Source organism: Streptomyces sp. NPDC013157, assembly GCF_042899865.1.
GTDB lineage: Bacteria > Actinomycetota > Actinomycetes > Streptomycetales > Streptomycetaceae > Streptomyces.
The window spans coordinates 417,979-444,049 of record NZ_JBIBAK010000007.1 but is presented as its reverse complement, the minus strand read 5'-3'; the positions used below and the strand labels follow the sequence as shown (position 1 = coordinate 444,049).

The window sequence follows — 26,071 nt, the reverse complement described above, 5'->3', positions numbered from 1 at the left end:
AGGGCTGTCATGCACGCGCCTCCGCGGTCGCCTTCTGCGCTGTCAGTTCCCGGGCCCGGACCCGTGCCCAGGTCTCCGCTTCGAGTACGTCCGGCACGGTGAGCGAAGTTCCCGTACGGGGGGTGCCGTGTTCCTCGACCACCCGGGTCACGGTCTCCATGATGCCGTTGAAGGGCAGCAGACCGGACCGGAAGGCCTCGACGCACTCCTCGTTGGCCGCATTGAACACCGCCGGCGCGGTGCCCGCGAGCTCACCGACGTGCCGGGCCAGGTTCACGGAGGGGAAGGCCTCGTTGTCCAGCGGGAAGAACTCCCAGGTGGAGGCCTTGCTCCAGTCGAAGGCGGGCGCCGCGTCCGGGACCCGTTCGGGCCAGCCGAGACCGATGGCGATCGGCCCCCGCATGTCGGGGGGCGTCGCCTGCGCGATCGTGGATCCGTCCGTGAACTCGACCATCGAGTGGACATACGACTGCGGGTGCACGACCACCTCAATGCGGTCGAAGGGAATGTCGTAGAGGAGGTGCGCCTCGATGACTTCCAGCCCCTTGTTGACCAGGGTCGCGGAGTTGATCGTGATGACCGGGCCCATCGCCCAGGTGGGGTGGGCGAGCGCGTCCTCGACGGTGACGTTCGCCAGCTCGGCCTTCGTACGGCCGCGGAAGGGGCCACCGGAGGCGGTCACGACCAGTTTCCGGACGTCGGCCCTCGTCCCCGCGGCCAGCGACTGGAAGAGCGCCGCGTGCTCGGAGTCGACCGGGATGATCTGGCCGGGCTTGGCCAGCGCCTTGACCAGCGGGCCGCCGACGATCAACGACTCCTTGTTGGCGAGCGCGAGGGTGTGGCCCGCCTCCAGGGCGGCGAGGGTGGGTGCGAGGCCGATGGAGCCGGTGATGCCGTTGAGGACCGTGTGGCACTCCGCGGAGTCGGTGGCGGCGGCCTGGGTGGCCGCGTCGGGTCCGGCGAGGATCTCGGGGAGCGGTTCGCCGGGGCCGTACAGCGCCGTCAGCGCCTCGCGCAGGGCCGGTACGACGTCCTCGCGGGCGACCGCGACGGTGCGCACCCGCAGCCGGTGCGCCTGCTCGGCGAGGAGAGCGATCCGGCCGCCGTGGGCGGACAGGGCGGTGACCCGGAAGCGGTCGGGGTTGCGCAGGACGAGGTCGATGGCCTGGGTGCCGATCGATCCGGTGGAGCCGAGGATCACCACGTCCTTCGGGCCGTCGCCCACGAGCGGGTCGTACACGAGGTGCGGGTCGGCGAGGGGTGCCGGACTGGCGGGACTGTCGGTCATCCCCCCATTGTGGCCGCATCCGGGGGCCGGGAGGACAGCGCGTCCCTCACCCGGGCGCCTTATCAGTTCTTGGCGCCCTATGGCGCGTAATTCCCTTTGTGAGGTTCACGTGAAGATCATGTGATAACACTTCTGTCGGGCCGGCGGGGACGACCGGTCCGACCGGAAGACATCCTGGGGGGATCTCTCCATGCGTTCTGTACGCATACGCACCGCCCTGCCCGCGCTCGCGGGCGCCGCTCTGCTCACCGGCACCGTGTTCAGCACCCCGGCCCAGGCGGCCGGCGGCGTGACCATCTACCACGTCTGGTTCGACAGCCCGGGCAGCGACAACCGCTCCAACGCCAGCCTCAACGCCGAGTGGGTGCAGATCAAGAACACCGGCGGCTCGGCCGTCTCGCTGGGGGGCTGGGTCCTGAAGGACGCCTCCAACCACCGCTACGTCTTCAAGAGCGTCAAGATCGGCGCCCACAAGACGATGAAGGTGCACACCGGCCGGGGCACGGACACCGCGTCGGACAAGTACCAGAACCGCCGCGCCTACGTGTGGAACAACACCAGCGACACGGCGACGCTGACCAAGGCGAGTGGCGCCAAGGTCGACTCCTGCTCCTGGACGACGCGGGATCCGAGCGACACGTACTGCTGAATCGCTACTTCAGCGACTCACCGGAGGGCCCTCAGCCGAGGGCCCTCACTTGCAGGGCCTCACTTGAACGGGCGGCGGGCGTTGTCGTGCCGGGACGGCCCGGGGGTCGCGTCGGCGATCCACGGGCCCTCGCCCGACGGGTCGACGATGCCCTGCTCCAGCCATTCGAAGGAGCCGCCGAGCACGCCCTTGACGACCTTGCGGTCCAGGTCGTCGGTGTTCGACCACAGGCGGGTGAACAGCTCGTCGACGCGGATGCGGGCCTGCCTGCAGAACGCGTCGGCGAGCAGGTAGGCCTCGCGGCCGTGGTCGCCCTGGCGGCGCAGCAGTTCGGCGCGGACGCAGGCCGCGCTCATCGCGAACAGTTCGGCGCCGATGTCCACGACCCGGCCGAGGAAGCCCTGCTTGGTCTCCATCCGGCCCTGCCAGCGGGACATGGCGTAGAAGGTGGAGCGGGCCAGCTTGCGGGCGTGGCGCTCCACGTAGCGCAGGTGCGGGGCGAGGTCCACGCCGTGCTTGAAGTCGCCGTACGACGTGGGGAGCTGGCCCGGTCCCGCGACCAGCTTGGGCAGCCACTTGGCGTAGAAGACGCCCGCGTTCGCGCCCGCCCTCGCCTTGTCCTGGAGGGACTTGTCGGGGTCGATGAGGTCGCCGGCGACCGAGAGGTGGGCGTCGACGGCCTCGCGCGCGATCAGCAGGTGCATGATCTCCGTGGAGCCCTCGAAGATGCGGTTGATGCGCAGGTCGCGCAGGAGCTGTTCGGCGGGGACGGCGCGTTCGCCGCGGGCCGCCAGCGACTCGGCCGTCTCGAAGCCGCGGCCGCCGCGGATCTGGACCAGCTCGTCGGCCATCAGGCAGGCCATCTCGGAGCCGTAGAGCTTGGCGAGGGCGGCCTCGATGCGGATGTCGTTGCGGTTCTCGTCGGCCATCTGGGAGGAGAGGTCGACGACCGCCTCCAGGGCGAAGGTGGTCGCCGCGATGAAGCTGATCTTGGAGCCGACCGCCTCGTGCAGCGCGACCGGCTTGCCCCACTGCTCGCGGACCGCCGACCACTCGCGGGCGATCTTCAGGCACCACTTTCCGGCGCCCACGCACATCGCGGGCAGCGAGAGCCGCCCGGTGTTGAGCGTGGTGAGGGCGATCTTGAGGCCCGCGCCCTCGGCGCCGATGCGGTTGGCGGCCGGGACCCGGACCTGGTGGAAGCGGGTGACGCCGTTCTCGATGCCGCGCAGGCCCATGAAGGCGTTGCGGTTCTCGACGGTGATGCCCGGAGAGTCGGCCTCGACGACGAAGGCCGTGATGCCGCCCTTGTTGTCCTCGGTCTTCGGCACGCGGGCCATGACGACCAGGAGGTCGGCGACCACGCCGTTGGTGGTCCAGAGCTTCACGCCGTCGAGGACGTAGTCGTCCCCGTCCGGTACGGCAGTGGTGGCCAGGCGGGCCGGGTCCGAGCCGACGTCCGGCTCGGTGAGCAGGAACGCCGAGATGTCGGTGCGGGCGCAGCGCGGCAGGAAGGCGTCCTTCTGCTCCTGGGTGCCGAAGATCTTCAGCGGCTGCGGGACGCCGATGGACTGGTGGGCGGAGAGCAGCGCGCCGACCGCGGGGTTCGCGGAGCCGACCAGGGACAGGGCCCGGTTGTAGTAGACCTGGGTGAGCCCGAGGCCGCCGTACTTGGTGTCGATCTTCATGCCGAGGGCGCCGAGCTCCTTGAGGCCGGCGATCACCTCGTCCGGGATGCGCGCCTCGCGCTCGATGAGCGCAGAGTCGATCTTCGTCTCGCAGAACTCGCGCAGCCGGGCCAGGAACTCCTCGCCGCGCTGCACGTCCTCGTCCGCCGGGAGCGGATGCGGGTGGATGAGGTCGAGCCGGAAGCGCCCGAGGAACAGTTCCTTGGCGAAACTGGGCTTGCGCCAGTCCTGTTCCCGGGCGGCCTCCGCCACCTGGCGGGCCTCCCGCTCGGTGACGGTGGGTTTCTTGGTGGTGGGGGCGGACATTGAGGCTCACCTCGCCACGAAAGGGGTTGTCGGGGACCGTTCGTTACCGACCAGTGCTACTGGATCGTTGGTACCCGAAACGGGCGGTACCTACCAGCCCTCGCGGTCCGATCGGCTGACGGGCCGGCCGCCCCGACGCGTTTCTCAGCCGATGCCGACGGAGTACGACATGGTGTCCAGCCGCCCCGAGCCCTTGAAGACCTCGGCGCCGGACTCGATGCCGGAGAGGTACTTGTCGTCGCCCAGCAGCTTGCGGCGGACCAGGGTCGGCAGTCCGGTGGACGCCTTGTCGGCCTTCCGGCCCCAGTGCCAGCCGAGGACCGTACTCGCGTACGCCTTGACGTCCGCATCCGTGCTCAAGGTGTTGTTCGCCCAGGTGTAGGACGTCCCCCCGGAGACGGTGGAGCCCGCCTGGGAGTTGTCCCAGACGCACTGGGTGCCGGTGCCCTTGTCCTGCCCCCAGAGGTTGTTGTTGAGGTAATACTTGCCGAGCGTGACGGTGTCGAAGGTGGCGCACCTCCTGCTCGGCTCGCCGGCCTGCGCCACGGTGACGCCCGCGGCGGCGGCGAGCGCGGCCGAGGCGGCCAGCAGCGTCTTCGCCGTCTTGGACAGGCGCGGTCTGCGGTGTTGCATCGGGGGGCCTTCCGGGGGACGGTTCGGGTACGACCCTCAGACGGCCGTACGACCTCTTTGTGGCCGCCGCCCCCTGGATAGGTTGCCGAAGCCGTCCCGGCAATTCGTTGTCGAAGCGCTTCGACAGCCTATGGACACCCACCCGCACTGAAGCTACTGTCGAACCACCCTCACTCGCCACCTGTCAGCAATGCGCACTGTCGAAGCGCTTCACAAAGCTTGGAGAGCTGGATGGTCACCCTCGCCGAGGTCGCCCAGCACGCCGGAGTCTCGGCGAGCACGGTGAGCTATGTCCTCAGCGGCAAGCGGTCCATCTCCGCCATCACCCGGCAGCGGGTCGAGCAGAGCATCCGGGAGCTGGGCTACCACCCGAACGCGGGCGCCCGCGCCCTGGCCAGCAGCCGGTCGAACATCATCGCGCTGATGATCCCGCTGCGTACGGACATGTACGTGCCGGTGATGATGGAGATCGCGATCGCGGTGGCCACCACGGCCCGCGCGCACGGCTACGACGTGCTGCTGCTCACCGGTGAGGAGGGGCCGGACGCGGTGCGCCGGGTCACCGGCAGCGGGCTCGCCGACGCCATGATCCTGATGGACGTGGAGCTGGAGGACGAGCGGCTGCCGCTGCTGCGGCAGACCGACCAGCCCTCCGTGCTCATCGGCCTGCCCGCCTCCACCTCCGGGCTGACCTGCGTCGATCTCGACTTCGGGGCGACCGGCGCGCTGTGTGTGGAGCACCTCGCGAAGCTCGGTCACCGTGACATCGCTGTCATCGGCGAGGCCCCGGCCGTCTACGAGCGGCACACCGGCTTCGCCGAGCGCACCCTGGACGGACTCCGGTCCCGGGCACGGGAGTTGGGCCTGAGGGTGCTGCACCGGCCGTGCGAGGGCGGGTACGACGCGATGACCGCCACGCTGGCCCGGATCTTCGACGAACGCCCTGGCACCACGGGCTTCGTCGTCCAGAACGAGTCCGCGGTGGAGCCGCTGCTCGCGCTGCTGCGCCAGCAGGGCCGGGCCGTGCCGGAGGACGTGTCCGTGGTCGCGATCTGCCCGGACCAGGTCGCCGTCCAGGCCTCGGTGCGGCTGACCTCGGTCGCCATCCCCGCGCAGGAGATGGGTCGGCACGCCGTGGAACATCTGGTCGCCAAGCTGGACGGCCGGGGCAGCGAAGAAGTCGTGCTGATCGCACCCGAGTTGACGGTACGGGCGAGCACGGGACCGGCACCGGCCGGGTCCTGAACCGCTCTCCCTTCTCACCCTGTCCTGCCGAGCCGGGGCACCCCCATGTCTGCACTCATTCAGGAGCGCGCACGTGAATCAGCCTGCCGAAAACCCGTCTGCCACGCCGCAGCCCAAGGTCAGCCTCGCGCAGTCCTCCCCCACCGTCGGCACGTTCCGCGAGCGGGACGGGGCCCTGGAGTGGAGCGGCCGTCAGGAGACGCTGCGGATCGAGCCCTGGGGTCCGGATGCGGTCCGGGTGCGGGCCCGGCTCGGCGGTCCGATCCTCGAAGGACTGCCGGGCGCCCTGCTCGACGAGCCCCCCGCCACCGGGTCGACCGTCAAGATCGGTGATGGAGAGGGGCAGTTGACGGTCGGCGGCCTGACCGTCGAGGTCTCCGCCGAGGGCCTGGTCCGCTTCCTGCGCACCGACGACCGCGCGGAGGTGCTGGCCGAGGAGCGCGCCCACTTCTGGTGGCCCGGCTCGCGCCTGTACACCGCGGTCGGCAACGGCTACCACCGTCTGGAGCAGCGGTTCGCCGCCTACGAGGGCGAGCGGCTGTTCGGCCTGGGCCAGCACCAGCACGGGCGCCTGGACCAGAAGGGCCTCGTCCTGGACCTGGTCCAGCGCAACGCCGAGGTCTCCATCCCGGTCCTGGTCTCCAGCCGCGGGTACACCCTGCTCTGGAACAACCCGGCGATCGGCCGCGTGGAGCTGGCCGGCAACGGCACCCGCTGGGTGGCCGACTCGGCGCGCCAGCTCGACTACTGGATCACCGTCGGCAACCCGGCCGACGGCCAGCGCAACTACAGTGCGGTGAGCGGCCGTTCGCCGATGCTGCCGGAGTGGGCGGCGGGCTTCTGGCAGTGCAAGCTGCGCTACCGCACCCAGGACGAACTCCTCGCCGTGGCCCGGGAGTACAAGCGACGCGGGCTGCCCATCTCGGCGATCGTCTGCGACTTCTTCCACTGGACCCACCTGGGCGAGTGGAAGTTCGACCTGAAGGAGTGGCCGGACCCGGCCGCGATGGTCCGCGAACTCGACGAGCTCGGCATCAAGCTGGTGGTGAGCGTCTGGCCGTCGGTGTCCCCGCTGAGCGAGAACCACCCGGTGATGGAGCAGCGCGGCTACTTCATCGGCACCCAGTACGGCCCGACGGCGCACGCCGACTGGCCGGACAAGGAGGTGGCGTCGACCGTCCAGGTGGCCTTCTACGACGCCACCAACCCGGACGCCCGGGATTTCGTGTGGTCGAGGGTCAAGGAGAACTACCTGGACCCCTACGGCATCACGGCGTTCTGGCTGGACGCCTGCGAGCCCGAGCTGAAGCCGGGCTTCCAGGAGAACCTGCGCTACTGGGCGGGCCCCGGCCTGGAGGTCGGCAACAGCTACCCCGCCGAGAACTCCCGGACCTTCCACGAGGGCCTGCGGGCCGCGGGCGAGGAGGTCGTCACCCTCAACCGTTCGGCGTGGGCGGGCAGCCAGCGGTACGGCGCCGCGCTGTGGTCCGGCGACATCGGCACCGACTTCACGACCCTGCGCCACCAGATCGCGGCCGGCCTCAACACCGCCCTGTCCGGCATCCCCTGGTGGAACACCGACATCGGCGGCTTCCACGGCGGCGACCCGGACGACCCGGCGTACCGCGAGGTGATGGTCCGCTGGTTCCAGTTCGGCGCGCTCTCCCCGCTGATGCGCCTGCACGGCTTCCGCGACCCGGGCATGCCGCTGGGCCCCGACATGACCGGCGGCCCGAACGAGGTGTGGTCGTACGGCGCGGAGGCCGGCGCGATCCTGGAGAAGTACCTGCGGCTGCGCGAGCGCCTGAAGCCGTACGTCCTGCGGGTCATGCGGGAGGCCCACGAGGAGGGCCTCCCGGTGCTGCGGCCGCTCTTCCTGGAGTTCCCCGGGGACCAGGCGGCCTGGACGGTCGACGACGCGTACCTCTTCGGCCGTGACCTCCTGGTGGCGCCGGTGCTGACGGCGGGCGCCACGGTCCGGACGGCGTATCTGCCGGCGGGAGCCCGGTGGACGGACGCGTGGACGGGTGAGTCGTACGAGGGCGGTACGGCGGTGACGGTGGACGCGCCGCTGGACCGCATCCCGCTGTTCCTGCGCGACGGGGCGGAGCTGCCGGTCACGGAGTAGCCCGGCCGGATCTCGACGCCTCCGGTTACCGGCCGGTAAATGTCTCAACTCGGCGGTGTGGGCGGGCAGTCGGAGGGGGTAGTCAGTATCCCCTCCCCTGTCCCCCCACGAAGGGTTCCGCTGCCGTGGCCTTGGACCCGCTCCCCCTCACGCTCGCCAACCTGCTCCTCAGACCCGGCTTCCGCGCCCGCCGCACCCCGGACCGGGCCTTCGGCCGGCTGCTGGAGGCGGCCGGCCCGGCGGAGGGCGACGAACGGTTCACCGACGACTTCCGCCACCTGCTGCGATGTTGGGCGGCGGCCGAGCATCTGACCCCGGTCGGCTGGCTGTCCGCACGCGGGCACGTCGGCCGGCATCTCGCCAACCGCGCCCGGATCCGCCGCCTGCTGGCCGAACGCCCCGAGATCGGACGCGAGCCCGTCGAGCGCCCGGTGTTCGTGGTGGGCCTGCCGCGCACCGCCACCACGCTCACCCACGGCATCCTCTCCCTCTCGGCGGACCACCGCTGCCCGCTGCTCCGGGAGTTACTGACCCCCGGCCTCGACGAGGACCCCGCGGAACGGGAGAAGGCGATCACGACCGCCCGTCGTCTGGTCGGGGGCATCAACCTCTTCGCCCCGGACTTCCGCCACATCCACAATCTGCGCGCCGAGGGCCCGGAGGAGTGCACCTTCGCGCTGCCGCACACGGTGATGCCGCTGTCCCAGGCGGTGATCCCCGAGTACCTGCCCTGGCACGAGAGCCATGACTTCGGCGCCGACTACCGCTACCTCAAGCAGGTCTACCAGGTGCTCCAGTACGGCCGCCCGCGCCGCCGCTGGGTGCTGAAGTCGCCGCTGCACCTGGAGAACCTGGACGCGCTGCGGGCGGTCTTCCCGGACGCCACGATCGTGTGGACACACCGAGATCCGGCCACCGCCGTGGCCTCGTTCTGCAGCCTGGTCGAGCACGGCATGGCGGTGAACACCCGCCCCCTCGACCTGGAACGGATCGGCGCCACCTGGCTGGAGCTGCTGGCCCGCTCGGCCCGCCGCGGCCTCGCGTCCCGCGCCGGCATCCCCCGCGACTCCCTCGTCGACGTGCCGTACTCCTGGCTGGGCGCCGACCCGGCCGCGGGCGCCCCGAAGCTCTACGCGGCCGTCGGCGCCCGCTGGACCGAGGCCGACGCGGCCCGCCTCCCGGCCGTCGCCGCCCGCCCCAGGGGGACCCGGGTCCACAGCTACGACCTGGCCCGCTACGGCCTGACCCGGGCGGACGTCGACACCGCCTTCGCGGACTACAACGCGCTGCGCGCCGAGGTCGACCGGGCGTGACCGCGCAAGGGGCGGCCCCGCCGGTGGCGGGGCCGCCCCGGCGGCTCAGCTGCTGCTCACGCTCTCGCTGTTGACGGTGAAGTCCAGGCCGCCGGACGAGGACGTGATCTCGAAGCCGAACTGCACGTCACCGATGGTGACATTGCCGAACCAGCCCTTGGTGTCCTTGATCCACTTCAGGATCGGCAGGATGTCGACCGTGCCGGAGGTGGAGTTGGAGCTGCGGACGAACGAATAGACGTTGTTCGAGCCGTTGTTGCCCTTGTAGACGGTCCAGGTGTTGCTGCCCAGCGTGAGGGTGCCCTGCGAGGTCCCGAGCGGGCCGACGGCACCGGTCTTGTTGACCCAGAGCATGATCTCGTTGGCGTAGCCGGTGTCCCAGATGTCGTACGACGTGTTGTACGCGCCGGACGACGGGACGGTCACGTTGTAGCTGCTGGTCAGCGACCCGAGAGAGGTGATCGTCTTGTTGATCACCTTCTTGGAGTTGGGGTACGACTTGATGCCGCCGGTGTTGGGGTGGTTGGCGTTGACGCCCCAGTTGGTACCGGAGTTGGCCCAGATGCACTGGGTGCCGGCGCCGGAGCCCCAGATGTTGTTGTAGAGGGTGTAGCCGTTCAGCGTGGTGTTGCCCCACTGGTCGCAGGAGCTCCAGACGGCGGCCGAGGCGGGGGCCGCGGCGAGGGCGACGGTGGCGCCGAGGGCGAGCGCGGGGGCGATCAGGGCGGTGGCGACCCTGCGGTGCGTGCGTGTTGCCATGGTGTCCCTTCCATGGGTGGGGGGAGGTGCGGTGGCTACCACGTCCCCAGGCTGAGGACGTGGTCTTCTCCGGCGACGAGGTCGAGCGGCCGACTGCCGGAGGAAGTCCACAGGTCGATGCGGAGCGACCGGTGTGGTGTGAGGACGGCCCGCGCGCCGTCGGGGGTCCAGGAGAGGTCGAGTTCGGCACCGAAGCGCGTGCGGATGCCGTGGATCCGGCCCCTTCTCAGGGCGGCCGGCGGGGCCGGGAGCAGGACCAGGCGGTCCGGGGTCGACTGGACGAGGGCTTCGACGACCACGGCGGGCAGGGTGTGTGCGGCGTCGGCGTTGTAGACGTCGAGGTGCGGGTAGTGGGCGCTCATCAGGGAGGCGTGGAAGAAGTCGCCGGCCAGGACCCGGTCGAGGGCGGCGCCGACCCGCTCGCCGTCGCGCAGGCGGGCCGCGACGAGCGCGTGGTGGAGGTGGCCGTGGGCCGAGTCGTTCTCGGCGCCGCGCAGTTCGAGCGCACGGTGGGCGGCGGCCGCGAGCTCCGGGGTGTCGTACGGGGAGATCTCGTCGAGCGGCCAGACGCCGTAGAGGTGACTGAGGTGGCGGTGGTCGTAGGTGTCGTCCAGGCCCGGCCAGGCCCATTCGGCGAGCGCGCCGTCGGCGTTGGTCCGGTGCGGGGGCAGCCGGTCGGCGAGGGCACGCCAGCGGTCGGCGTCCGGGCCCGGATGGTAGTCGGCCGCGGTGCGCAGGGCGTGCCGGGCGGCCGAGAGGTCCATCGCCGCGTTGACCGCGCCCCAGCTCGCGTTCGCGGGCCGGTTCTCGGGCGAGTAGGAGGGGACGATCACGAGGTGGCCGTCGGCGTCGGTCCGGGTGAGGAAGTCCTCGTAGAACCGGGCGACTTCGGCCAGCACCGCCGCCGTACGGGGATCGTGCTCGCCGCGGATCTCGTCGTGGTCGACGAGCGGCTTGAGCAGCCAGTCGGCACCGGCCGTCCACAGGTGCAGGGGGTACTCGCGGCTGAAGTGGTAGGTCAGTCCGGACTCGCCGTCGCTGTGCGCGGGCGCGACGACGCCCCGGGCACCGAAGACGGCGCGGGCGTTCTCCCGCCAGTCGCCGAGCTGACGCTGGACCAGTGCGGCGCACGCCTCGGTGACTTCGGGCAGGGCTGCGGCCGCGGCCGAGGCCGTCTGGAGGTTGACGTTGGCGTCGTTGGTGAAGGCACCGGACCAGGCGGTGTTCCACTCACCGGTCCACAGACCGGTCAGGCGGGGCGGGTTGAGGCCCGAGGCGGAGAGCAGGTGGTAGCGGCCGGCGGCGAAGAGCCGCTCCAGGAGGGCCGCTTCGGTCGGCTTCCCGAGCAGCTCGGATCCGGACAGCGTGCGTTCGGCCGGGTCGGCGGCCAGGTCGAGGGTGACGCGGGTGTAGGCGGAGCGGTGGAGGCCGAGGTGGCGGGTGAGCAGCGCCTCGTACGACTCCCGGTCGGCGAGCAGGTCGCTCAGGTCGCGTGCCTCGGCGGTCACGTCGAGTTCGCCGGTGTGCCGGCGGACCCGGGTGAGGAGGAGGACGGACGCGGCTCCGGTGACGCGGACGCCCGGCGGGACGAGCCCGGTGCTGCCGCCGGTGACGGCGACCAGGGTGACGCCGGTGTAGGCGCGGTCGCTGTCGGGGTAGCGGGCGCGGAGGCTGAGCAGGGCACCCTCGGGGGTGCGCAGCGCGCCATGGCCGACGCCCAGGCCTGCCGGGGCGCCGGGCAGCCGGTGGTCGAGGGCGATGTCGAGGGCGGCGGCGCCGGTGACCTGCTGCACGATCACGTCGTCCGCGCGGGAGACGAAGACCCGGCTGGTCCAGCCGGCGGCGGTGGCGGTGACCTCGCCGGTGGTGAAGTCGACGGAGCGGCGGTAGCCGCCGGGCCGGCCGTGCGGCCTTCGCAGCCGGATCTGGAAGGCGGGGTGGAAGGGCTGCACCCACTGGAGCGGACGGCCGTCGGTGAGGCTCTCGGCTGCGGCGTGCTCCCCGGCGAGCAGCCTGTCCTGCACGTCGGGGAGTTCGGCCGCCAGGCGGGGCGGGCGGGCGTGTTCGCCGCCGTTCGGGCGGACGAGGGTGTGATGGGTGACGATGACACGGTCGTCGTTCGGATCACCGAACACGAGGGTGCCGTGATGGCCGTTGCCGCTCAGGAAGGCGTCCTCCCAGCGGGCGGCGGGGGCGGGCTCCCAGGTGCCGTGGACGGGGCCGGTGGCGGTCATGGCGTGAGCACCGCCACTCCGTAGCGGCCGAGGACGGTCTCGTCGGTGACGGTCGCACCGGTCAGCAGGTCTCGATGTGTTCCCATGACAGGCACCTTTACCTGATCACGCCCGTGGTTGAACAGGAACAGCAGCTCACCCCGGCGGACCGCCTCGACGCCCGTGGGCAGCCCTTCGAGCACCGGGCGCACCCCCGCGTCCGCCGCGATCCGGCCGAGCAGCCTTCGCAGAGCCTCCGGCTCCGGGAGCGTGGAGACGTACCAGGAGCGCCCGTTGCGCAGCACGGCCGGCAGCCCGTCGAGTTCACCGCCCTGGTACGGCACGGCCTCCGTGACGCCGGGCGCTGCCTCGATCTCCTCCGACCACAGGGTTCCCCGGAAGCCCTCGCACGCGACGGTCTCCCCCGCGTCCAGCGGCCACCACTCGTGCAGGGTGCGGATGCCGAAGAGCTCGCGCAGCCGTGCGTCCATGCCGCCGGGGCGGATCCGGTCGTCCTCGTCGGCGATGCCGGTCAGGAAGCCGCTGACCAGGGTGCCGCCGCCGCGAACGTAGGCGAGAAGGTTGCCGATCGCGGCGTCGGTGAGGAGATAGAGCTGCGGGACGACGACCAGCCCGTAGGAGGACAGGTCGTGTTCGGGGTGGGCGAAGTCGGTGGTGAGGTTCGACTCCCACAGGGCCCGGTGCCAGGCGTGCAGGACGTCGGGGAGGTCCACCTCGGTGGAGAGCCGGCCTTCGTGGGCACCGGCCCACCACGAGTGCCAGTCGTGCAGGATCGCGACATCGGCTTCGATGTGACGACCGGTCGCCTCTCCCGCTATCGCGGCCAGTTCGGAGCCCAGCTGCCTGACCTCCTGGTACGTACGGCCCTCCTCCCCCGCGTGGCTGACCATCCCGGAGTGGAACTTCTCCGCGCCCTGCCTCGACTGCCGCCACTGGAAGTAGCAGACGGCGTCCGCGCCCCGGGCCACGGCCTGGAGGGACCACTGGCGGTTGAGGCCGCGGGGCTTGGGGTGGTTCACCCCGCGCCAGTTGACCGGCCCGGCGGCCTGCTCCATGAGCATCCAGGGGCCGCGCGCCTGGGAACGGGTGAGGTCGTGGACGAGCGCGCCGTGCTGCGCCCCGAGGGGGTCCCGCGGGTCGGGGTAGAGGTCGACGGAGACGACGTCCTCCTCGGCGGCCCAGCGCCAGGCGTCCTGGCCGATCCAGAGCGGCATGAAGTTGGTGGTCACCGGGATGTGCGGGGTGTGCCGGGCGACGATGTCCCGTTCGGCGGCGTAGCACTCCAGGAGCATGTCGGAGGTGAAGCGGCGGAAGTCCAGCACCTGGGTGGGGTTCTTCATGTAGTGGGCGTGGCGCGGGGGCAGGATGCCGTCCCAGGTGTCGTAGCCCTGGCTCCAGAACGCCGTGCCCCACGCGGTGTTGAGGGCGTCGAGGGTGCCGTAGCGCTCGCGCAGCCAGCGGCGGAAGGCGGCGGCGGCCTCGTCGCCGTGGTCGAAGGTGCAGTACTCGTTGTTGATGTGCCACATCGTGAGGGCGGGGTGGCCGGCGTAGCGGGCGGCGAGGTCCTCGGTGATGGCGGCGGCGTACCGGCGGTAGGTGGCGCTGGAGTGCGAGAAGTGCTGGCGGCCGCCCCACCACTCGGTGCGGCCGTCGGCGTCCCGGGGCAGGGTGTCCGGGTGCAGCCGGCCGAGCCACGGCGGCGGTGACGCGGTGGGGGTGGCGAGGACGACGCCGATGCCGTGGCCGTGCATCAGGTCCATGAGCCGGTCCAGCCAGCCGAAGTCCCGCTCCCCCGGCTGCGGTTCGAGCCGCGCCCAGGAGAAGACGCCCATGGTCACGGAGTTGACGCCGGCGGCCGTCATCAGCCGGACGTCCTCGTGCCAGGTCTCCTCGGGCCACTGCTCGGGGTTGTAGTCGCCGCCGAAGAGGATGCGGCCGCGGGTGGCGGCGGAGAGGCCCGGCGGCTTGCGTCCGGCGGTCATCGGACGGGGTCCCCGTACTGGATGCCGCGCCCGTTGGTGGCCAGGTAGACCCTGCCGTACACGCGCGGGTCACCGGTGACGGCCTGCCCGGTCCAGCCCCACTGGTGCCGGTCGTCGTTGATACGGGTCCAGGACCCGGCCTCGTCGTCCGAGCGGTAGACGGCCGTGATGGACTCCGTGGAGCCGACCAGGTAGACCGCCGGGTAGTCGGCTCCGGGCGCCGCCTTGCCGAAGCCGAGGGTGTACGCGGCCCGGCAGCCGGCGACCTTGGCGAAGGCGGCCCCGCCGTCAGTGGACCGGTACAGCCCGTTCCACTTGACGCTGAGCCAGAGGTCACCGGATCTGCCCGGGGCCGCGACCAGCTGGAACTGGCTGTCCCCGGAGGGCAGACCGGTAGCACGCGCCGTGAACGAACGGCCACTGTCAGTGCTGGCTTGGAGCGTTCCCGTGTCGGTGTCGTACGCGTAGAAGAGCGTCGGGTCGGCCGGGTCGGCGACCGGCGTGGCGCCCTTCGGGAAGGAGGAGATCTCGGCCCAGGTGGCGCCGTTGTCGTCCGACCGGTGGGCGGGGTACTTGGTCCCGTCCCAGTGCACGAAGGACCACAGCAGCACGCTGCCGTCGGCGTTGGCGGCGATCGGCCCCGGTGCGTCGTGGGCGAGGGAGGGCTGGGCGGCGAAGGGCGCCCAGGTCCGGCCCCCGTCGTCCGAGAAGGCGCCGTTGCCGTGGTCGCCCCAGCCGGCGCGGACCACGTACGCCGGCCGGCCCGCGGCCTGCGCGAGCCCCGTAGCCGACCCGAACACGGGATTCGTGGCCATACCGCGGGACGGAGACGCGGTGAGCCGCTCGTGGTACAGGACGCCGATGTCCCCCGAGCCGCTCAGCAGGTGTGCCTCCCCGACCGGGGGCGACACCAGCTGAAGCACCGACGTCTCCTCCAGGCCGCGGATCTGCGGGGCCCAGTGGACGAGGTCGCGGGTGCCGTAGAGGGTGGCGCCGGTGCCGTAGACGATGTGCTTCGAGTCGTACGGGTCGACGGCGACGGCCTGGATCCACCATCCGAACTTCGGCTGGTCGCCGCCCCACGTGAGGAAGGGGGTCTCCGACACGTCGAAGACGGCGGAGTCCTTGAGGGACGTCCAGGTACGGCCGCCGTCGGTGGTCCGGTAGAGGGTGTCCACGGCCGTCCACCGGTTGTTCGTCGAGACGACGGCGGTACCGGGCCGGCGGGCGTCGACGGCGACCCCGCCGTAGCCGAAGGTGTCGCCGCCCCCGGGTGGGACCGGCGTGACCTCCGTCCACCTGTCCGTGCCGGTGGCGAGCTTGTGCACGCTGCCGTCCGCCTGACCGTTGGGGCCGGGGGCGTCGGCGTACGTCACGTACAGCTCGCGGGCGTGGCGGTCGTAGGCGGCGCGGACCGGGACCTTGGCGGAGGTGCCGGTGGGCCGGCCGGGTACGGCCTCCCAGGCGGTCCCGTCGGTGGTGCGGTACAGGCTGACGGCGGCCGTGCTGCCGTCGCCGTCGGCCCAGCCGGCGTAGACGGCACGGCCTGCGGCGACGAGGAGGCTGACGCCCTGTCCGGAGGCGGACGGGGTGGCCGGGAAGCCGTCGGCCGCCGCCCAGGTGGCGCCCCGGTCCGTCGACTTGAGCAGTCCGTCGTGTCTCGTGCCCAGCCACAGGGTGTCGCTGTCCCGCGGGTCGACGAGGAGTCGTTCGCCCATGCCCCGGCCGTCCTCGTTGGCGCCGAGTTTCACGGTGAGGTCGGTGCGGGTCCAGGTGGTGCCGCGGTCGTCCGAGCGCAGCACCGCGCCGTTGCCGGCCCAGGACTGGGCGTACGTGCCGAGGGCGAGGTACAGCCGGTCGGGGTGGGCCGGGTCGACGGCCATCGCCTCCACGCCGAGGAGGTTCCAGTCGTCCCAGCCGAGGTGGTCGGTGAGGGGGGTCCAACGGGCGGCGCGGTCGTCCCACCGGTAGGCGCCGCCGATGTCCGTGCGGGCGTAGGCGAGGCCGGGGGCGGTGGGGTGGAAGAGGACGCCGGTGACGAATCCGGTGCCGCCGATCACCGCGTTGCGCCAGCGGTACGTATACGCCTGCGGCTGAGGCTCGGCCGCGTGGGCGGTGGGGACGGGGAGGGCGGTGAGGGCGGCGGTCGCTGCGGTGCCGGCGAGGACGGTTCTGCGGCTCAGGGTGGGCATGGGGAACCTTCGGTGGGTTTGGTGGGTGACCGGGGTGGGGGCTGGGCGGGGGTGGGGACGCTTACCGGCGCTTGCAGGGTGCCTCCCCCAGCCTTCGGCCGGGGGGACCCCCAGCGCCCACCCGTGCCGCCTGCGGCACGCCTGCCCGCGGCTAGGTGTGGCAGCGCCCCGTCAGGGGCGCGGGGAACTGCGCGACCGGCCCCCACCCGCCCGCAGTCGCCGACGCTCGCCCGCCACCCCCTTCAGAAGGCGATGTCGGCTACCCCTTCACCGCCCCCGTGAGCATCCCCTTCTTGAAGTGCCTCTGGACGAACGGCGAAAGCACCGCCACCGGCAGCAGCGCCATCACCATCACCGCCATCTGCACCGCGAGCCCCGACAGCTCGCCCGTCTTGATCGCCTGCCCCAGTCCCACCGGGGCCTGCTGCTTCTGCACCAGTTGGATCATGACGTTCTGCAGCGGCATCTTGTCCTGGTCGTTGAGGTACAGGGACGCGTTGAACCAGGCGCTCCAGTACCCGACCGCGTAGAACAGGGTGATCACGGCCAGCACCGCCCGGGACAGCGGCATGACGATCTGCCACAGGATCCGGAAGTCGCCGGCGCCGTCGATGCGCGCGCTGTCGGTCAGTTCCTGCGAGATGCCCATGAAGAACCCGCGCAGGACGAGGATGTTGAAGACGCTCACCGCGCTCGGGAGGATCAGGGCGAGGTAGCTGTCGGTGAGGCCCAGGGACTGGACCAGCAGGTAGGTCGGGATCAGGCCGGCGCTGAAGAACATCGTCGCCAGCAGCAGCATCAGGAACCAGCGGTGGCCGAGCGAGCCGATGCGCGAGAGCCCGTAGGCGCACAGGACCGACACGGTCATCGAGAACAGCGTGCCGACGAGGGTGATCAGGGCGCTGATGACCGTGGCCCGGGTGACCTGACCGCCGCTCAGCAGCTCCTTGTAGGCGACGAAGGTGATGCCCTTGGGGATCATCACGAGGCCGCCCGCCTCGTCGATGGTCTTCCGGGAGGACAGGCTGGTGACGACCACGATCCAGAGCGGGAAGAGGATGGCGAGGCAGGCCAGGGTCAGGACCAGGCCCTTGCCGGCGACGCCGGCCCTGCTCGGTTCCTCCTCCCACACGGGGCGGGGCGGCGCGGCCCACCGGGCCGGCGGCCGCTCCTGCGCGGGCGGTTCGTCGATGACGGCGGTCATTTCTTGTACACCCCCTGCTCGCCCATGAGATGGGCCACCTTGTTCGCGGCGAGGACCAGCCCGAGGCTGACCACGCCCTTGATGAGGCCGGCGGCGGCCGCGTAGCCGAAGTCCTGGTTGCGGACGCCGTTCCACCAGACGAAGGTGTCGAGGACCTCCGAGGCCCCGGGGCCGACGGCGTCACGTTGGAGGAGGATCTGTTCGAAGCCGACGGTCAGGGCGTCGCCGACGCGCAGCACCAGCAGCAGGGCGATCACCGGGCGCAGGGCGGGGAGCGTGACGTGCCACATGCGGCGCCAGCGGCCCGCTCCGTCCATCGCCGCCGCCTCGTAGAGGTCAGGGCTCACGGACGCCAGTGCCGCCAGGAAGACGATGATCCCCCAGCCCGCGTCCTTCCAGACGCTCTCCGCCGTGACCAGGAACTTGAAGGTCGACGGGTCGGACATGATGTCGAGACCGTCGTAGCCGTGCTGCCGCAGCAGCTGCGACAGCACGCCCGCCCCGCCGAAGATCTGCTGGAAGACGGAGATGACCAGCACCCAGGAGAAGAAGTGCGGGAGGTACAGCACCGCCTGGGCGATCGCCCGTACCCGCGGCCGGACCACGCTGTTGATGAGCAGCGCGAGGGCGATCGGGATCGGGAAGAACAGCACGAGCTGCAGGAAGAACAGCACCAGGGTGTTCTTCACCGCGTTCCAGAACGCGGAGTCGGCGAAGATCTGCTGGAAGTTCTCCAGGCCCACCCATGCGCTGTGCAGCATGGAGACGATGCCGTTGTCGCTGACATAGGGGTCGTAGTCCTGGAAGGCGACGATGTTGCCGAGGATCGGCAGGTAGTTGAAGACCAGGAGCAGCAGGACCGCCGGCAGGGTCATCAGGATCAGGGCGCGGTCGCGTCTGAATCTGAGGCGCAGGCTCAGCTTTCCGGTGTTCGCCTTCTTCTTGGTTCCGGTGGCGCCGCCGGGTGCCACCGGAGCCCTCCCCGTACCGTCGTCGTCTGCCTCGGCCCTGCTGCGAGGCACCGTGCTGTGGGACACGGCCGTTCTCCTTGCCTCGGTGCCGGGTCAGCTCGCGGACGAACCGTTGTCGTCGAGCAGCTTCTGGTACCAGTCGCGCAGCTTGTCGCCGCCCTTGCTCTTCCATTCCGCGACGGCCTGCTGCATGTCGCTGATCTTCTTGCGGCCGCGGGTGATGTCGTCTTCCAGCTGCTCGAAGTCGTTCATGAGGTTCGTGTAGCGGCTCGGCTCGGTGATCATCTGGCCGAAGAAGCTGGACTTCCTGGTGAAGCCGCCCATCCGCTGCTGCCACTCCACCTGCGCCTTGGCGACCTCGGGGAAGTCGGGGTGGGCGATGGTGGAGGCGGGGCTGGCGACCATGACGTAGGCGTTGAGGACTTCGTTGTTGCCCTGGGTGGTCTTGGTGGGCACGCCGTTCTTGACGGTGTAGTGGGTGCCCTCGACACCGTAGTTGGTGGCCATGTACTCCTTGGTGCCGTACGGCGCGGCGGTGGTGTTGGCGACGGCCAGCACGTCGTGGATCACGGACTCCGAGGCCTTCTTGTTGACGAAGGCGAAGATGCCGGCGGGCTGTTCGGCCCAGACCTGCGGGTTGCCGCCGTCGTGGCCGTAGACGTCCATGCCCCAGATCTTGTAGTCCGGGTTCTGGGTGGCCTGTTCGGCGGTGCGGCTCCACCACTGGCTGATGTCGTTGGGGTAGATCAGGAACTCGCCGGCCGCGAACTTGGGGCCCGGGTCGGGGGCGTTCTTGCCCAGTTTGGCGTCGGGGTGCACGACCCCGGCGGCGAAGAGCTTGCGGGTCCACTCCAGCGCTTCGAGGTACTCGTCGGTCTCGATGCGGTTGATGAGCCTGCCGTCGACGAGGTTCCAGCCGAGCGGCTTCTCGCTGCCGGACAGGACGCTGAACATCTGCCAGGCGGTCCACTTCATGTCCATGCAGGCCCAGCGCTTGGCCTTGGCGTTGGTGATCTCCTTGGCCAGGGAGAGGAACTCGGCGGCCGAGCGCGGGACCTCGTAGCCCTCCTTGTCGAAGATGTCCTTGCGGTAGAGGGGCACGATGTTGGTGACGTACGAGGACGGCATCGGCAGTCCGCGCAGCTTGCCGCCGAAGATGCAGCGCCGCCAGGCGTCGGTCGGGATGGCGGCGAGGTTCGGGTAGTCCCTGACCTTGTCGCCCGAGAGGTACGGGCCGAGGTCGGCGAACTTGCTGATGATGGCGGTGGGTATCTTGCCGCCCATGTTCCAGTTCGGGATGACCACGACGTCCGGTACGTCGCTGGAGGCGAGGACCGCGCCGAGCTTCTGGTCGTAGGTGTTGCCGTCCTGGTTCTGCCACTGGACGTCGACGCCGATCATGTCGTTCATCGCCCTGTAGTAGGCGTTGTCCTGCTTGGGCGGGGAGCCCCAGAACGGCGACATGACGGTGACCTTGCCGCCCTTGCCGAGCTTCTTCGGGACCGAGGTCTTCAGGGTCGCCAGGTCGAGCTTGCTGGTGAAGCCGATCGATGAGCCGTTCTTCGACGGGATGTCCGGGGTCACCACGTTGTTGGCGACGTAGGCGGGCAGCAGTTTCTGTGTGCCCTTGCCCGACGAGGAGCCCCCTCCCGACCCGCTGTCCGACGCCCCGCAGGCGGCGAGCAGCGGCATCCCGCCCGCCACCGCTGCGGTGGCGACTGCCGTGGAGGCGAGGAAACTTCTCCGGCTCGGCCCGGAGGGGGCGGAAGCGGCGTTCGGCGTCATTGCGTCAACCCTTCGTGGCGCACCAGGACACCCGGCGGTGGCCGTCGGCTGCGGTGTCTCGAGTGGAACTGGCTGAGCTGAAGCGATCCTCCGACCACGGCGATGCGTCCCTGGGGCGGACGGGGGCCGGTCGGCTAGTCGAAGCGCTTCGATGTTGCTGCGAGGTTAAGTGAACACCCGGGGGTGCACAAGGGTCGCTTCCAAGATTCCTCCGAGGTATCGGGGGTGACCTGTTCGTATGTGCCACTTGAAATATCGATGAGCGTCTCTTGACACCCACCCCCGTGTCGAATGAGCATCGAAGCGCTTCGAAAGCTCCTCGTCGCTCCATCGCAAGGGGAACCGCACGTGACCGCAACAACGCCGCCCGCGCCGCCTTTCCGCGATCCGCACCTGCCGTTCGCGAAGCGCATCGACGATCTGCTGGCCCGGCTCACCCTGGACGAGAAGGTCTCCTTCCTGCACCAGTTCGCGCCCGCCGTGGAGCGCCTCGGCATCGCCGCCTTCCGCACCGGCCAGGAGGCCCTGCACGGTGTGGCCTGGATGGGCCCGGCGACGGTGTTCCCGCAGGCGGTGGGGCTCGGCGCGACCTGGAACACCGATCTCGTACGACGGGTCGGGGACGCCGTGTCCAAGGAGGTCCGGGCGATGCGCGCCCGCGACGACCGGGTCGGCCTCAACGTCTGGGCCCCGACGGTGAACCTGCTCCGCCACCCGCTCTGGGGCCGCAACGAGGAGGGCTACTCCGAGGACCCGAAGCTGACCTCCGCCATCGCCACCGCCTACACCCGCGGCCTGCGCGGCGACCACCCGGTGTACTGGCGCACCGCCCCCGTCCTGAAGCACTGGCTGGCCCACAACAACGAGACGGACCGGGCCACTTCCTCCTCCTCGGTCCGCCCGCGGGTGCTGCACGAGTACGACCTGCGGGCCTTCAGGGAGACCGTGGAGGCGGGCGCGGTGGCCGGGGTGATGCCCGCCTACAACCTGGTCAACGGCCGCCCCAACCACGTCTCCCCTTACCTGCGCGAGCAGTTGCGGAGCTGGACGGACGAGGAGCTGCTGGTCTGCTCGGACGCCGGCGCGCCCAGCAACCTGGTCGACCACGAGCACTACTTCGCCACGCACGAGGAAGCCACGGCGGCCGCCCTGCTCGCCGGCGTCGACAGCTTCACCGACCACGGCACGGACAGCGGGCAGATCATCGCCCGGGTCAACGGGGCACTGGGCCAGGGCCTGCTGACGGAGAAGGACGTCGACACGGCCGTCCGCCGCCAGCTCTCGGTCCGCTTCCGCCTCGGCGAGTTCGACCCGCACGACGCCCCGCACCCGGATGCCGCCGAGTTCGACACCCCGGCCCACCGCGCCCTCGCCCAGGAGGCGGCGGAACAGGCGGTCGTCCTGCTGAAGAACGACGGCGGCCTCCTGCCGCTCGCACCCGACGCCCGGATCGCCGTGGTCGGCCTGCTCGCCGACGAGTGCAAGCTCGACTGGTACAGCGGCACTCTGCTGCACCGCTCCACTCCTCTGGAGGGCCTGTACGAGCGGTTCGGCGCGCAGCGCGTGGAGTTCGCGGAGGGGGTGGACCGGGTCCGGCTGCGGCTCGCGGACGGCACCTTCCTGCACGTGCCGCCCGCTCCCGAGTCCGCCGACGAGGTGCGCGGCGCGGCGGGCGCCCTGGACCCGGCGCTGCTCGCGGGCCGTACGGACCTGCCCCCGCTCACCTCCGACGCCACCGGCACCGAATTCGCCCTCGTCGACTGGGGCGAGGGGGTGCTGACGCTGCGCGCCCCGGACGGCCGCTACCTCTCCGTCGCCGAGGACGGCTTCGTCCGCGCCGCCGCGGACCAGCCCGGCGGCTGGGTCGTCCAGGAGACGTTCCGCCTGGAACCCCACGAGAACGGTCACCTCCTCCGGCACCTCGGCACGGGTCGCCACGTCTCTGTCGCCGCCGACGGGGTGAAGGTTGCCGCCGAAAACGCCTCGATCTTCGAGTTGATCATCGTTGAACGCGGTTCGGACGCCGTCACCAGGGTGGCCGCAGCGGCCGACGCGGTCCTGGTGGTCGCGGGCAACGACCCGCACATCAACGGCCGCGAGACCGAGGACCGTACGACCCTGGCCCTGCCCGCGCACCAGGAGCGCCTCCTGCGGGCCGCCCGCGCGGCCAACCCGGCCACGGTGCTGGCGCTGGTGTCGTCGTACCCGTACGCGGTGGACGCGGCCCGGCTGCCGGCCGTGCTCTGGACGGCCCACGGCGGCCAGGCGGCCGGCACCGCGCTCGCCCGCGTGCTGGCCGGTGACGTCTCCCCCGCGGGCCGCCTCCCGCAGACCTGGTACGCCTCCGACGCCGACCTTCCCGACCTGCTCGACTACGACGTGCTGGGCGCCCGCCAGACCTACCTCTACTTCGAGGGCGTCCCGCTCTTCCCGTTCGGCCACGGCCTGTCCTACGCGTCCTTCTCCTACGCGGACCTGGCGACGGAGGTGACGGACGGAACGCTCCGCGTCTCCTTCACGGTCGCCAACACCGGCGACGTACCGGCGGACGAGGTGGCCCAGCTCTACACCCGGGCCGTGGAACCGTCCTCGGTACGCCCGCGCCGCGAACTCCTCGCCCACCGCCGGCTCGCCCTTCGCCCCGGCGAGCGGACCGGCGTGACCTTCGAAGTCCCACTCTCCGCCTTCGAGTTCTGGGACGTGGCACGCGGCGGACGGCGCCTGGAGGGCGGTGCGTACGACGTGCTGGTCGGTGCGTCCAGCGAGGACGTCCGGCTGCGCACGACCGTGGTCCTGGACGGCGAGCCGGCGGCGCCGCGGGCGGTCGCCTCCGAACGCGGCCTGGCGGCGGCCGACTTCGACGAGCAGTCGGGCATCGTGATCGTGGACCGCACGAGGACGGACGGCGACGCGGTCACGCCCCAGGGCGACGGGTCGGGAGAACTCGTCTACCGGGACTGCGACTTCGGCAAGGGGGTGACCGAGGTGACCGCGCGGGTGGCGGGCACGGGCACGTTGGAGATCTCCCTCGACGGCGCGCCGCCGCTCGCCGCCCTGGTCCTCGACGAGCCGACCGCCGACGCGTACACCTACACCTCGCTCACGGCCCCCCTCGCCGCCGAGGGCGTGCACGACGTCCGCATCGGACTGCGCGGCCCACTGCGGCTCGCGCACGTCGGCTTCTCCGGTTGAGGGTCCGGAGCGGCCGGCACGGAGAAGGGGCCCGGCACCGGAAGGCACCCGTGCCGGGCCCCCGCGTGACAACGGCTCCCCTCACATGGAGAACGGCCGCAGCCCCCGCACAGCGGGCTGCGGCCGTTCCGTCGCGCTCCGGTCCGTCCGTGGCAGATCAGAGAGCGAGGCCGGTGAGGACCAGGACGCGCTCGTAGGTGTAGTCGTCCATGGCGAACTTGACGCCCTCGCGGCCCACGCCGGACTGCTTCACACCGCCGTACGGCATCTGGTCGGCGCGGTAGGACGGGACGTCGCCGATGACGACACCGCCGACCTCGAGAGCGCGGTGGGCGCGGAAGGCGCCCTGGAGGTCGTGGGTGAACACGCCCGCCTGGAGGCCGTACTTGGAGGCGTTGACGGCGGCGAACGCCTCGGCCTCGCCGTGCACCTTCTGCACGGTGAGGACGGGCCCGAAGACCTCCTCGCAGGAGAGGGTGGTGTCCTCCGGTACGTCGGCGAGGACGGTCGGCGCGTAGCTGGCGCCGTCGCGGTCGCCGCCGGTGACCAGGGTGGCGCCGGCCTCGACGGCCTCCTTCACCCACGCCTCGACCCGCTCGGCCGCCGCCTCGCTGACCAGCGGGCCGACGTCGGTCCGGTCGTCGGCGGGGTCGCCGGTGACCTGGGCCTCGACGGCGGCGACGATGCGCGGGAGGAGACGGTCGTAGACGGCGGCGTCGGCGATGACCCGCTGTACCGAGATGCAGGACTGGCCGCCCTGGTAGTTGGAGAAGGTCGCGATGCGGGTCGCGGCCCAGTCCAGGTCCGCGTCGCTCGCGTAGTCGCCGAGGACGACGGCCGCGCCGTTGCCGCCGAGTTCCAGGGTGCAGTGCTTGCGGGGCACCGAGTCCATGATCGAGTAGCCGACCTTCTCGGAACCGGTGAACGAGATGACCGGGAGGCGCTCGTCCTGGACGAGGGCGGCCATCTTGTCGTTGGCGACCGGGAGGATCGACCAGGAGCCGACCGGGAGACCGGACGTCTCGGCGAGCAGGTCGCCGATGATCAGGCCGGAGAGGGGGGTGGCGGGGGCCGGCTTCAGGATGATCGGCGCGCCGGCCGCGATCGCCGGGGCGATCTTGTGGGCGCACAGGTTGAGCGGGAAGTTGAAGGGCGCGATGCCGAGGACGACGCCCTTCGGGAAGCGGCGGGTGAGCGCGAGGCGGCCCTGGCCGCCGAGGTCGGTGTCGAGGCGCTGGGCCTCGCCGCTGTTGAAGCGGCGGGCCTCCTCGGCGGCGAACCGGAACACGGAGACGGCACGGCCGACCTCGCCGCGCGCCCACTTGATCGGCTTGCCGTTCTCGGCGGAGATCAGCTGGGCTATCTCCTCGGTGCGCTCGGCGAGCCGGCGGCTGACGTGGTCGAGGGCGGCGGCGCGTACGTGGGCCGGGGTGGCGGCGAACTCGTCCCGTACGGCGTACGCGGCAGCGACGGCTTCCTCGACCTGGGCGTCGGTGGGCACGCTGACCTTGCCGACGAGACGGGCGTCCCACGGGTTGGTGACGTCGAAGGTGTCCTCGCCGGTGGCCTGGCGGCCGGCGAGCCAGAAGGCGTGGGTGGAGGTCATGTGCGGGTCCCGGCCCTTCCGCGTTGGGGGTGGGTGTGCAGGGTGTTCGGGTCCACGGTAGGTCGGCGGGGGCGGGGGTGCGTTTGTCCGGGGTGTAGTGGTGGGGGTGGGGGGTGCGCCGGATTGGCACGGTCCGGGGCGGGCCGCGTTCCCTCGCCCCCGCCGCCCCTGCCCGTCCGCTCCCCGGGGGCCCCTTCGACCGCCCGCTCCGGGGGCCGCGAACCCGCGCGGTTTCTTGCGGGCGGCCAGATGAGCACGCTTCTCACCAGCGGAAACGCCATCCGCGAGCAGGTACACGAGCCGGGCGCGAGACGACTGGGCGCGCCTTGCGGCCGATCTTGAGTCAGCCGGTACTCCGGGCTGCGAGGGCTAGGCAGGCTTTCCCCGCCGGCCGTCCGAAGGACACACCCGGGACCGGCGCGGCCGCACCCCGGTCGTGACGGTGAGCGGCCGGCGCTCGGCACCGGGACGAGGCGGGCTCTTCCGGACGTCAGGAGCGGATGAACTCCAGCAGATCCGCGTTGATCGTCGACGCCTCCGTGGTCGGCATGCCGTGCGGGAAGCCCGGGTACACCTTCAGGCTCCCGTTGGGCAGCAGCTTGGACGACAGCCGCGCCGAGTCGTCGATGGGCACGATCTGGTCGTCGTCGCCGTGCATGACCAGGACCGGCGACGCCCGGGCCAGTGCAGTTCGATCGGCACCATCGTCGCGCCGAGCGCCTCGTGGACGAAGTCAGCACGATCACGGTCCTCGACCTCATCGGTGTTCAGAATGAAAGGCATAGCGCCGACCTTTCGACCCCCACACCGGAAACGTGCCCGTACTGACCAGGCGCGGCGCCGAACTCGCGTCTCTTCGCCGTACGTTGTGACCGACTGTGGCACCCGGACTCCGT

The 26,071-nt window shown here is 71.2% G+C and carries 16 protein-coding genes and 1 pseudogene; 5 read left to right on the top strand and 12 right to left on the bottom strand.

Annotated elements, in window-relative coordinates; translation table 11 throughout:
* Positions 1-7: 7 nt before the first annotated feature.
* Entirely contained in the window at positions 8-1,288 is a 1,281-nt protein-coding gene (gene dxr, locus ACFY6U_RS23440; RefSeq protein ID WP_390041064.1) for a 1-deoxy-D-xylulose-5-phosphate reductoisomerase, read from the bottom strand.
* A gap of 190 nt (positions 1,289-1,478) precedes the next feature.
* Here dxr and ACFY6U_RS23435 point away from each other — a divergent pair, with 190 nt between their 5' ends.
* Entirely contained in the window at positions 1,479-1,937 is a 459-nt protein-coding gene (locus ACFY6U_RS23435; protein ID WP_390041062.1) for a lamin tail domain-containing protein, read from the top strand.
* 59 nt (positions 1,938-1,996) lie between these two features.
* Here the strand turns inward: ACFY6U_RS23435 and ACFY6U_RS23430 are convergent, their stop codons facing one another.
* Together ACFY6U_RS23430 and ACFY6U_RS23425 are read right to left on the bottom strand one after the other, a co-directional pair.
* Positions 1,997-3,931, bottom strand: a complete 1,935-nt coding sequence (locus tag ACFY6U_RS23430; RefSeq protein ID WP_351492423.1) for an acyl-CoA dehydrogenase family protein — start codon at positions 3,929-3,931, stop codon at positions 1,997-1,999.
* Between the two features lie 144 nt (positions 3,932-4,075).
* On the bottom strand, positions 4,076-4,564 hold the full coding sequence (locus ACFY6U_RS23425) for a hypothetical protein (RefSeq protein WP_390041060.1): 489 nt from the start codon (positions 4,562-4,564) through the stop codon (positions 4,076-4,078).
* Between the two features lie 231 nt (positions 4,565-4,795).
* On the opposite strand from ACFY6U_RS23425, the gene ACFY6U_RS23420 reads away from it, so the two are divergent.
* The 3 genes from ACFY6U_RS23420 to ACFY6U_RS23410 all read left to right on the top strand — a co-directional run bounded on the left by ACFY6U_RS23420 (position 4,796) and on the right by ACFY6U_RS23410 (position 9,250).
* Positions 4,796-5,809 carry a LacI family DNA-binding transcriptional regulator gene (locus ACFY6U_RS23420; protein ID WP_390041058.1) on the top strand — a complete coding sequence of 338 codons (1,014 nt, stop codon included), beginning with the start codon at positions 4,796-4,798 and terminating at the stop codon, positions 5,807-5,809.
* Positions 5,810-5,882: 73 nt separating this feature from the next.
* Complete coding sequence (locus ACFY6U_RS23415) at positions 5,883-7,937, top strand: TIM-barrel domain-containing protein (protein ID WP_390041057.1); 2,055 nt, start codon at positions 5,883-5,885, stop codon at positions 7,935-7,937.
* A gap of 125 nt (positions 7,938-8,062) precedes the next feature.
* A complete protein-coding gene (locus ACFY6U_RS23410) occupies positions 8,063-9,250 on the top strand; it encodes a sulfotransferase family protein (protein WP_390041055.1) in 1,188 nt (395 codons plus the stop codon).
* Positions 9,251-9,295: 45 nt separating this feature from the next.
* Here the strand turns inward: ACFY6U_RS23410 and ACFY6U_RS23405 are convergent, their stop codons facing one another.
* From ACFY6U_RS23405 to ACFY6U_RS23375, 7 genes are all read right to left on the bottom strand, one after another.
* Complete coding sequence (locus ACFY6U_RS23405; RefSeq protein ID WP_390041054.1) at positions 9,296-10,009, bottom strand: hypothetical protein; 714 nt, start codon at positions 10,007-10,009, stop codon at positions 9,296-9,298.
* Between the two features lie 35 nt (positions 10,010-10,044).
* Positions 10,045-12,243 carry a glycoside hydrolase N-terminal domain-containing protein gene (locus tag ACFY6U_RS23400; RefSeq protein ID WP_390041052.1) on the bottom strand — a complete coding sequence of 733 codons (2,199 nt, stop codon included), beginning with the start codon at positions 12,241-12,243 and terminating at the stop codon, positions 10,045-10,047.
* On the bottom strand, positions 12,240-14,225 hold the full coding sequence (locus ACFY6U_RS23395) for a beta-galactosidase (protein WP_390041050.1): 1,986 nt from the start codon (positions 14,223-14,225) through the stop codon (positions 12,240-12,242). The genes ACFY6U_RS23400 and ACFY6U_RS23395 overlap by 4 nt, the downstream gene beginning before the upstream one ends.
* Entirely contained in the window at positions 14,222-16,417 is a 2,196-nt protein-coding gene (locus ACFY6U_RS23390; protein ID WP_390041048.1) for a 1,4-beta-glucanase, read from the bottom strand. Before ACFY6U_RS23390 ends, ACFY6U_RS23395 begins: the two co-directional genes overlap by 4 nt.
* Positions 16,418-16,676: 259 nt before the next feature.
* Positions 16,677-17,621, bottom strand: a complete 945-nt coding sequence (locus tag ACFY6U_RS23385; protein ID WP_390041046.1) for a carbohydrate ABC transporter permease — start codon at positions 17,619-17,621, stop codon at positions 16,677-16,679.
* Positions 17,618-18,658 carry an ABC transporter permease gene (locus ACFY6U_RS23380; protein ID WP_390041044.1) on the bottom strand — a complete coding sequence of 347 codons (1,041 nt, stop codon included), beginning with the start codon at positions 18,656-18,658 and terminating at the stop codon, positions 17,618-17,620. The genes ACFY6U_RS23385 and ACFY6U_RS23380 overlap by 4 nt, the downstream gene beginning before the upstream one ends.
* Positions 18,659-18,685: 27 nt before the next feature.
* Positions 18,686-20,377: an extracellular solute-binding protein gene (locus tag ACFY6U_RS23375; protein WP_390041042.1), complete on the bottom strand. Its 1,692-nt coding sequence runs from the start codon at positions 20,375-20,377 to the stop codon at positions 18,686-18,688.
* Between the two features lie 348 nt (positions 20,378-20,725).
* On the opposite strand from ACFY6U_RS23375, the gene ACFY6U_RS23370 reads away from it, so the two are divergent.
* Positions 20,726-23,569 (top strand): glycoside hydrolase family 3 C-terminal domain-containing protein, encoded by a 2,844-nt coding sequence (locus tag ACFY6U_RS23370; RefSeq protein ID WP_390041040.1) that lies wholly within the window; start codon positions 20,726-20,728, stop codon positions 23,567-23,569.
* Positions 23,570-23,726: 157 nt separating this feature from the next.
* Here ACFY6U_RS23370 and ACFY6U_RS23365 read toward each other — a convergent pair whose 3' ends face one another.
* Both ACFY6U_RS23365 and ACFY6U_RS23360 read right to left on the bottom strand, forming a co-directional pair.
* A complete protein-coding gene (locus tag ACFY6U_RS23365) occupies positions 23,727-25,175 on the bottom strand; it encodes an aldehyde dehydrogenase family protein (RefSeq protein ID WP_390041038.1) in 1,449 nt (482 codons plus the stop codon).
* Between the two features lie 490 nt (positions 25,176-25,665).
* A pseudogene (locus tag ACFY6U_RS23360) lies at positions 25,666-25,845 on the bottom strand (alpha/beta hydrolase); the annotation flags it as partial.
* Positions 25,846-26,071: the final 226 nt, after the last annotated feature.